This is a genomic window from Devosia equisanguinis (genome assembly GCF_900631955.1).
GTDB lineage: Bacteria > Pseudomonadota > Alphaproteobacteria > Rhizobiales > Devosiaceae > Devosia > Devosia equisanguinis.
In genome coordinates, this window is sequence record NZ_UZWD01000020.1 from 22,477 (window position 1) to 31,038 (window position 8,562).

Sequence of the window (8,562 nt, forward strand, 5' to 3'; positions counted from 1 at the left end):
GGCGTTGCGTTTGCTGCCCCGCTATTGTGCGCCCGTCCCTGCGCAAGGAACCACGACCATTCTCGCCTATACGCTTCGCCGCACGCTGATCCTCATCGTCTCGCTGTTCATGGCAGCCGTGGTGCTGTTCGTGCTGTTGCGCCTCCTGCCCGGCGACCCCGCCAATGCCCTGCTCGGCGTCGGCGCCACCACCCAGCAGATCGAAGCGGCGCGGGCCCAGGTGGGGTCGGACCAGCCGCTTGCCGTGCAGTTCGTCAGCTTTATCGGCAATCTCGCCCGGCTGGATCTGGGCACGTCCTTTGTCAGTCGCGCCTCGGTGCTGGGCGAAATCGGCAACCGCATGTCGGTCACCCTGCCGCTGGCCTTTCTCGGCTTTCTCCTCGCCATCGTCTTTGCCGTGCCGCTGGGCATCGTCGCTGCCGTGCGCGGAGATCGCTGGTATGGCGCTGCCATTTCGGTGATCTCGCAGCTGGGCATTGCCATTCCGGTGTTCTGGGTCGGCATTCTCCTCGTCACCCTCTTCGCCATCAATCTGCGCTGGCTGCCCTCGGGCGGCTTTCCCTTGCGCGGCTGGAGCAATTTGTCCGAGGCCGCCACCGGCATGATCCTGCCGGCCCTCACCATTGGCCTCGTCATGGGGGCCTCGCTGCTGCGCTATGTGCGCGCCGCGACGCTCGACGTGCTGGGCAGCGACTATCTGCGCACCGCCCGGGCGCTGGGCGCCAGTTTTCCCGAGGCCCTGTTCAAGCATGGCCTGCGCAATGGCGCGGTGCCGGTGGTCTCCATTCTCGGCATCGAGCTGGCCACCACCTTTCTCGGCGCCGTGGTCATCGAGCGGGTGTTTTCTCTGCCGGGCCTGGGCTCAATGCTGCTTTTGGCTATCCAGCAGCGCGACTATCCCAATGTGCAGGGCGTGCTCTTCGTCTCCACCCTTTTGGTACTGCTGATCGGCTTTGCCGCCGATCTCGCCCAGCGCCTCATCGACCCGCGCCTGCGCGGCCGTTCGGGGGCCGAGGCATGAGCACGATAGCTGTCACCGCCGCCCCCCGCCGCAAGCGCGCCACCGGCTGGCTTCTCTGGCTCGGCGTGCTGCTTGTGGGCCTCCATGTCGTCACCGGTCTGTTGAGTCTGGTCTGGCTGCCCTATGATCCAAACGCCTTTACCGGCGGTCGGCTCGAAGGCGCCAGCCTTGCCCATTGGGTCGGCACCGACCGGCTGGGCCGCGATCTCTTCACCCAGCTGATGATCGGCAGCCGCATTGCGCTGACCGTCGGCATCGGCGCTGTTGCCATCGGCGCTACTATCGGGGTGACGCTGGGCATTCTCGCCGCCTTTGCCAGCAAATGGCTCGACGATGCGCTGGCCGCCACGCTCGATATTCTCATCGCCTTCCCCACCCTGCTCATTGCCATGCTGGTGGTCGCCGCCAGCGACACCGCCAGCCTCTGGTCGGCCATTCTGGCGCTGGGTATCGCGCTCTCGGCCATCGTGGCGCGGCTGACCCGCATCCTCGCCAAGCGCGTGCTGGTGATGGACTATATTACCGCCGCGCGCACTTCCGGCTCGTCCTGGCCGAAGATCGTTTTCATCCACGTCCTGCCCAATATCTGGCCGACGCTCTCGGTCAATTTCGCCCTGCAATTCGGCCTCGCCGTCATTGCCGAAGCCTCGCTCTCTTATCTCGGGCTCGGCGCGCCGCCGCCCAATGCCTCCTGGGGCCGCATGCTGCAGGAAGCGCAGGGCACGGTCTATACCGCCCCGCTCGGCGCCATCGCGCCCGGTCTGGCGCTGGTGTCGCTGGCCATCGGCGTCAATCTGCTGGCCGATGGCCTGCGCGAACGCATCGATCCCACGAGGTCTGGCCGATGAGCGCGCTGCTCGACATCAAAGGCCTCAGCGTCCATGCCGGCGAGAAGCCGCTGGTCACAGAGCTGTCGTTCAGTCTCGGTCGCGGCGAGCGTCTGGGGCTGATCGGGGAGTCGGGCTCGGGCAAGTCGCTGTCGGCCCTCGCCGCAACCGGCCTCCTCGCACTCGGCCTTTCCGCCAGCGGCTCGGTCATGCTTGCCGGGCAGCAGGTGATCGGCGCTCCGGAAAACACGCTTAATCAGTTGCGCGGCAAGGCCGTGGCCATCGTCTTTCAGGAGCCGCTGACAGCGCTCGATCCCCTCATGCGCGCCGGCCGGCAGGTTGCCGAACCCCTGGCCCGCCGCGCCAGGCGCGATGGCGCCCCGCTAAGCGGCGCCGCGCTCGAGAGGGCGGTCATCGCCTTGCTCGAAGACGTGGCCCTGCCCGATCCGGCGCGGCTGGCGCGGGCCTATCCCCACGAAATGTCAGGCGGCCAGCGCCAGCGCGTGGCCATCGCCATGGCGCTGGCCTGCCGTCCCGACCTGCTGATCGCCGATGAACCGACCACTGCCCTCGATGTCACCACCCAGGCCGAAATTCTCATGCTGATCGACCGGCTGGCGCGCGAGCGCGATATGGCGCTTCTGTTCATCAGCCACGACCTGCCGGTGGTCGCCAATACCGTCGAGCGTGTCGTCGTTCTGCGCCAGGGCGTAGCGGTCGAAGCCGGCCCGGTCTCCGAGGTCTTCGCCCAGCCGCAGCACGACTATACCAAAAGCCTCCTCGCTGCAGCGCGCAGTTTCGACGACGCCATGGGAGCGCGCCCATGAGCCTCGTCAGCGTCGAACATGTCAGCTTCGCCTATACGGCCGAGCGGCCGATCCTTGATCGCGTCAGTCTTGCCATCGCGCCCGGCGACAGTGTCGGGCTGGTGGGCGAATCCGGCTCCGGCAAGACCACGCTCCTGCGCCTGCTGCTCGGGCTCGCCCGACCCGATAGCGGCGAAATCCGCTTCGACGGCGCCTTGCTCGATCCGGGCCACCGCGCCTTCATGCGCCACTTCCGCCGTCAGGCGCAGGTGGTGTTTCAGGACCCCTATTCCTCGCTCGATCCGCGCCAGAAGATTTTCTCCATCATCGCCGAGCCCTTGCGTTCGCTGCGCATCGAGGGTGACCACAAAGAGATGGTCGCCAAGGCCCTCGACGCCGTGGGCCTTTCTCCTGACGCGGCGGACCGCTATCCGCATCAGTTCTCCGGCGGCCAGCGCCAGCGCATCGCCATTGCCCGCGCCATCGTGCCGGGCCCGCGCCTGCTGCTTGCCGACGAGGCGGTGAGTGCGCTCGATCTCACCACCAAGGTGCGCATCGTCGACCTTCTGGCTCAGCTCAGCACCTCGATGAGCCTCCTTTTCGTCTCGCACGACATCGGCGTCGTTGCCGCCCTCTGCAAGCGCATCGTCATTCTCGAAAAGGGCCGCATCGTTGAGCAGGGCGACACCGCCGCCGTGCTTGCCGCGCCCCAGCATCCCTATACGCAGCGCCTCCTCGCCAGCGTTCCCCGCCTTTCCTTCAAGGACTGATGATCATGACCGACTACGCCACCGACTATGCCCAATGGCAGGCTCGCCGCCTCGCCGCCCTCAAGGCGCCCGATGGCTGGCTCAACATCATCGCCCGCGACTGGCTCTCCGAAGGCACGGTCTCGGTCGGCAGTGCCGAGGATAACGACATCATCCTGCCCACCGGCCCCGCTCATGTCGGTACGCTGACCCAGGACGCCGCGGGCAATGTCACCTATGCACCCGCCAATGGCGACAGCCCGATCAAGCTGGTGCTCAGCAAATACAATCCCCCACGCTTCACCGCCGAAAACCTGCTGCTCGAAGTCACCACCCTCAATGGTGAAAACGCGCTGCGCGTGCGCGACACGGCCTCCACGGCTCCCGACGCCCTGCCGCCCCTCGAATACTTCCCGCTCGATCCCAGCTGGCGCATCGTGGCCGACTGGATCAAGCTCGACATCCCCAAGGGCCTCACCATAACCACGTCCAAGGCCATCGAGACTTCGGTCGAGGCCTCGCACAAAGCGGTCTTCACCCGCGACGGCGTCACCTATGAGCTGCTCGCCACCCATGGCACGCCGCAAAGCCCGCAATTCGTCATCCGCGACCAGACGGCCAAGGACACCACCTATGCCGCCTGCCGCTTCGTCTTCGGCGAAGACGTGACCGAGACCTCCATCGTTCTCGACTTCAACAAGGCCATCAACCCGCCCTGCGCCTTCACCGATTTTGCCGTCTGCCCGATGCCGCCGGCCGAAAACGTGCTGCCTATCCGCATTGAAGCGGGCGAGAAGCGCCTGGCCAACGGCCACTGATCCGATCAAATCGGTTCTCGCCCCTATTCCAGCAATAGGGGCGAGCCCTTACATTGGCGATCATGACCGACCTCCCCGGGCGCCGCCCCCCACCGCTTTCCGACGACACCCCATCCCTGCGCGAGCGCCTCAAGAACCTGGCGCATCTCGGGCGCCTGGTCGCGCAGATCTGGCGCACCAGCCGCCCGTTGACCGCCGCCAGCATCGGTCTCCGCCTCATCGCGGCGCTGCAGCCGGTGGCGGTGCTCTATGCGGCAAAGCTCATCGTCGACGAAGTCGTGCGCCTCACCGCCATTACCCCGCCCGGCCCCGGCATTCTCGACTGGTGGAATGCCGGCCTGCTCGAGCCGATCCTCCTGCTCCTATTGCTCGAATTCGGCCTGGTGCTGGCCAATGACATCATTGCCCGCGCCACGGGTCTCGTCGATTCCATCCTCTCCGAACTGCATTCCAACCAGGTCAGCGTCGAGCTCATGGCCCATGCCGCCCGGCTCGATCTCATGCATTTCGAAAGCGCCGAATATCAGGACCGGCTGGAGCGCGCCCGCCGCCAGGCCGCCGGCCGCAATGCGCTTTTGAGCCAGATGTTCGGCCAGGCGCAGGACATTCTCACCGTCCTCACCCTCGCCGCCGGCCTTTTCGTCTATGCGCCCTGGCTCATCCTGCTGCTGCCGCTGAGCTTCATTCCCTCGATCTGGGGCGAAACCCGCTTCAATACCCTGGCCTATATGCTCAGCCGCTGGCGCACGCCGGAGCGGCGCGAGCTCGAATATCTGCGCCATATCGGGGCCAGCGCCGAAACCGCCAAGGAGGTCAAGCTCTTCGGCCTCGGGGATTACCTCATCAGCCGCTTCCGCCGGCTGGCGCACGACATCTTCCTCGAAAACCGGCGCGTCGCCATCCTGCGGGCCAGCTGGGGCGCTTTGTTCTCGGCCATTGCCAGCCTCGCCTATTATTCGGCCTATGCCTATATCGTCTGGCGCACCGTCACCGGCGCCTTCACCCTGGGCGATCTCGCCTTCCTCTCCGGCTCCTTCCTCCGCCTCAACGGGCTGTTCCAGAAGATCCTTCTCGGCTTCACCCAGATCGCCGGCCAGTCCATGTATCTGGACGATCTCTTCTCCTTCTTCGAGATCGAGCCCACCGTCCTGCCGCCGACCAATCCAAAACCCTTCCCCACCCCGATCCGGCAGGGCATCGTTTTCGAGGGCGTTGGCTTCCGCTATCCCGAGACCGAGAACTGGGTGGTCCGCAATCTCTCCTTCACCCTGCCGGCTGGGGAAACCCTGGCGCTGGTGGGCGAAAATGGCGCCGGCAAGACCACCATCGTCAAACTTCTGACCCGTCTCTACGACCCGAGCGAGGGCCGCATCACCGTCGATGGCATCGACCTGCGCGACATGGCGCCGGCCGAAATCCACGCCTATATCGGGGTGATCTTCCAGGATTTCATCCGCTACAGCTTTTCGGCCCGCGACAATATCGGGGTCGGCCGCATCGCCGCGCGCGAGGATCAGGCGCGCATCGAAGGCGCCGCCGAGCAGAGCCTGGCCGATGGCGTCATCGCCAAGCTGCCCAAGGGCTATGACCAGCAATTGGGGCGCCTGTTCAAGCAGGGCCGCGACCTCTCGGGCGGCGAGTGGCAAAAGGTGGCCATTGCGCGCGCCTATATGCGCGACGCCGAGCTGATCATTCTCGACGAACCCACCGCTGCCCTAGACGCCAAGGCCGAAGCCGAGGTCTTCGCCCGCTTCAAGGGCCTGGCCCAGGGCAAGAGCGCGGTGATCATCTCCCACCGCTTCTCCACCGTGCGCATGGCCGACCGCATCCTCGTCCTCGACAATGGCGCCATTCTCGAAGCCGGCACGCATGAGCAATTGCTGGCCCAACACGGCCGCTATGCCGAACTCTTCGACCTGCAAGCCGCCGGCTATCGCTAGGGTGCTGCAGTCTGAACCGAACCAACGCCAAAACCCATGTCATCCCGGCGAAGGCCGGGATCCATGTCGAGATCTCAGAATGGACCCCGGCCTTCGCCGGGGTGACATCTGCTTGGGACGACACAAATCTGACGAAGGGTTCAAATAGGGCCCTTCCAGAAAAAGTGTGAACCGCCCACAGCGCTACACCGAAAACAGCGTCGCGAAGCCGCCGAAGATCATCCGCGCGCCGTCAAAGGGCATGTCCGGGATAGTGTCCATGGCCGGATCCTCCATCATGCGCGCTTTCACCGCGTCGCGGGTTGCTTTGTCGGGATATTCGATCCAGGAAAAGACGATCACCTCATCGTCCTTGGCCTGCACCGCCCGCTGAAAGTCGGTCTGCTCGCCCGGTGGAACGTCATCCCCCCAGTTTTCGACCACGCGGGTGGCGCCCCACTGGAGGAACAGTTCTGCGCCGGGGCGCGCATGGTCGATATAGAGCTGTTTGTTCGCGCGCGGCACCGCCGCTACAAAACCTTCGACATAGGTCATCTTGGTCTCCTCATCTGGCTGATCGAACGTTCGGCCGGGCACCCGTCTGCAAGCGCCCGCCTCGACTTCGACGAATGGGAAGCGCTAGTCTCGACACCCAAGGACAAAATAAGGAACCCGCCATGACCGTCACCCTGCATTTCCATGGCGCGGCCGGAACAGTGACGGGCTCCTGCTATCGCGTGGTGCATCCCCTGGGGCAGTTCCTGGTCGATTGCGGCCTGTTCCAGGGCAATAAGAGCGTGCGCGACCTCAATCTCAAGCCCACCCCCTTCGATCCGAAACAGATCGATTATCTGCTCCTGACCCATGCCCATATCGACCATGCCGGCCTCTTGCCGAAACTCTATGCCGAAGGCTGGCGCGGACCGATGTGGATGACCGAGCCGACCTCGGGCCTGCTCGAATATCTGCTGCCCGACTCAGCCGGCATCCAGGAAAGCGAGGCCGAGCGCGAGACCAAGAAACGCAACCGGCGCGGCGATCTGCCCGCCAAGCCCCTCTACACCATGGAAGATGCCGAGGAAGCTCTGCGGCACCGCAACACCACTGCCTATGGCGAATGGATCACGCCCGGCCCGGGCGTGCGCGCGCGCTTCTGGAATGCCGGCCACATCATCGGTTCGGCCTCCATCGAGGTCGAGGTCAGCAATGGCGGGGGCAAGCCGGTGCGGTTGATGTTCTCGGGCGATATCGGCCCGGACGAGAAGGTGTTCTATGCCCAGCCCGAAGGGCCTTCGGATTTCGATTATATCCTGTGCGAATCCACCTATGGCGGGCGCGAACGCGCCGATTACACGCTGATCGAGCGCCGCGAGGCGCTGAAGACCGAAATCAACCTGGCCATGGCGCGTGGCGGCAATCTCATCATCCCCGCATTCGCAGTCGAGCGGAGCCAGGAACTGCTGCATGATATCGGCGTGTTGATCCGCAATGGCGAGATCGACCCGCGTCTCGTCGTGCTCGACAGTCCCCTGGCCAGCAAGGTCACCGGCGTCTATCGCAAATATGCAAAAATGTTCGAGGATACCGAGCTCAGCGCCGACGAGCTGTTCAACGATCCGCGCTTCCGCATCATCGAAGATGTGGAAGAATCCAAGGCCCTCAATGCCATCAAGGGCGGCGCCATCATCATGTCGGCCTCCGGCATGGCCGATGCCGGCCGCATCAAACACCATTTGCGCAACAATCTCATCCGCGCCAATGCCACCGTCCTGTTCGTGGGCTATCAGGCGCCGGGCACGCTGGGGCAGATCATTCTATCGGGCGCCAGGGAAGTGCGCATCCATGGCACCCTGGTGCCGGTGCGCGCCACCATTCGCGCCATGGGCAATTACTCGGCCCATGCCGACCATTCCGAATTGATGGACTGGATCGAAAAGCGCCTGCCGGCGCATGGCGCGCTCTTCCTCACCCATGGCGAGGACGAGGAACGCCACGCCCTGCGCGATGCCATCCTTGCCACCCGCGAACTCGGCGGCGATCAGGTTATCCTGCCCCAACTTGACGACTATTTCGAACTCACCGTTACCGGCATCCAGGCGGCCCGCGCTCCCGAAACACGTCGCGTCGATCTCAGACAACTCCCCTCGGACTGGCACAATGCCTTTTCCGACTTCACCATCCGCCTCAGCCAGCGCCTGCAATCGCTCAGCGACGCCGAAAAACTTACCCTCATGCAAAGCCTGCAAGACAAGCTCTCTACCCTCGGCGCCCAACCCACCCCGCCGCCGGTTCCCACCCCAGTCACCCCGGTGGAAACCCAATCCTTCGACGAATAAGGCGCCCCGCCCCCCGTACGCGGGGGGTTTTACACAGGTCCGAGCCCCCGAGCCAAGAGGCAAGGGCGGATGCCGGCTTGGGCGTG

The 8,562-nt window shown here is 64.9% G+C and carries 8 protein-coding genes; 7 read left to right on the forward strand and 1 reads right to left on the reverse strand.

Annotation, left to right across the window (positions count from 1 at the left end; all coding sequences use genetic code 11):
• Positions 1-58: 58 nt before the first annotated feature.
• From DEVEQU_RS06460 to DEVEQU_RS06485, 6 genes are all read left to right on the forward strand, one after another.
• Positions 59-1,021, forward strand: coding sequence for an ABC transporter permease (locus tag DEVEQU_RS06460; protein ID WP_126149776.1), 963 nt, complete (start codon positions 59-61; stop codon positions 1,019-1,021).
• Positions 1,018-1,869 (forward strand): ABC transporter permease, encoded by an 852-nt coding sequence (locus DEVEQU_RS06465; protein ID WP_126149768.1) that lies wholly within the window; start codon positions 1,018-1,020, stop codon positions 1,867-1,869. Before DEVEQU_RS06460 ends, DEVEQU_RS06465 begins: the two co-directional genes overlap by 4 nt.
• Positions 1,866-2,675 carry an ATP-binding cassette domain-containing protein gene (locus DEVEQU_RS06470; protein WP_126149769.1) on the forward strand — a complete coding sequence of 270 codons (810 nt, stop codon included), beginning with the start codon at positions 1,866-1,868 and terminating at the stop codon, positions 2,673-2,675. Before DEVEQU_RS06465 ends, DEVEQU_RS06470 begins: the two co-directional genes overlap by 4 nt.
• The gene (locus tag DEVEQU_RS06475) at positions 2,672-3,424 is read left to right on the forward strand and encodes an ABC transporter ATP-binding protein (protein ID WP_126149770.1); all 753 of its coding nucleotides are present in this window, start codon (positions 2,672-2,674) and stop codon (positions 3,422-3,424) included. The genes DEVEQU_RS06470 and DEVEQU_RS06475 overlap by 4 nt, the downstream gene beginning before the upstream one ends.
• A 5-nt stretch (positions 3,425-3,429) precedes the next feature.
• Positions 3,430-4,221, forward strand: a complete 792-nt coding sequence (locus DEVEQU_RS06480; protein ID WP_126149771.1) for a DUF1684 domain-containing protein — start codon at positions 3,430-3,432, stop codon at positions 4,219-4,221.
• Positions 4,222-4,283: 62 nt separating this feature from the next.
• Positions 4,284-6,161: an ABC transporter ATP-binding protein gene (locus tag DEVEQU_RS06485; protein WP_126149772.1), complete on the forward strand. Its 1,878-nt coding sequence runs from the start codon at positions 4,284-4,286 to the stop codon at positions 6,159-6,161.
• Between the two features lie 183 nt (positions 6,162-6,344).
• On the opposite strand, the gene DEVEQU_RS06490 is transcribed toward DEVEQU_RS06485, so the two are convergent.
• Positions 6,345-6,695, reverse strand: a complete 351-nt coding sequence (locus DEVEQU_RS06490; RefSeq protein WP_126149773.1) for a DUF1428 domain-containing protein — start codon at positions 6,693-6,695, stop codon at positions 6,345-6,347.
• A 122-nt stretch (positions 6,696-6,817) separates the two neighbouring features.
• Here DEVEQU_RS06490 and DEVEQU_RS06495 point away from each other — a divergent pair, with 122 nt between their 5' ends.
• A complete protein-coding gene (locus DEVEQU_RS06495; protein ID WP_126149774.1) occupies positions 6,818-8,476 on the forward strand; it encodes an MBL fold metallo-hydrolase RNA specificity domain-containing protein in 1,659 nt (552 codons plus the stop codon).
• Positions 8,477-8,562: the final 86 nt, after the last annotated feature.

Excerpts from the sequence above, each read along its gene's own strand:
- DEVEQU_RS06490 (WP_126149773.1), bottom strand. The coding sequence starts at position 6,695 with ATGACCTATGTCGAAGGTTTTGTAGCGGCGGTGCCGCGCGCGAACAAA.
- DEVEQU_RS06480 (WP_126149771.1), top strand. The coding sequence starts at position 3,430 with ATGACCGACTACGCCACCGACTATGCCCAATGGCAGGCTCGCCGCCTC.
- DEVEQU_RS06495 (WP_126149774.1), top strand. The coding sequence starts at position 6,818 with ATGACCGTCACCCTGCATTTCCATGGCGCGGCCGGAACAGTGACGGGC.
- DEVEQU_RS06470 (WP_126149769.1), top strand. The coding sequence starts at position 1,866 with ATGAGCGCGCTGCTCGACATCAAAGGCCTCAGCGTCCATGCCGGCGAG.
- DEVEQU_RS06485 (WP_126149772.1), top strand. The coding sequence starts at position 4,284 with ATGACCGACCTCCCCGGGCGCCGCCCCCCACCGCTTTCCGACGACACC.
- DEVEQU_RS06465 (WP_126149768.1), top strand. The coding sequence starts at position 1,018 with ATGAGCACGATAGCTGTCACCGCCGCCCCCCGCCGCAAGCGCGCCACC.
- DEVEQU_RS06475 (WP_126149770.1), top strand. The coding sequence starts at position 2,672 with ATGAGCCTCGTCAGCGTCGAACATGTCAGCTTCGCCTATACGGCCGAG.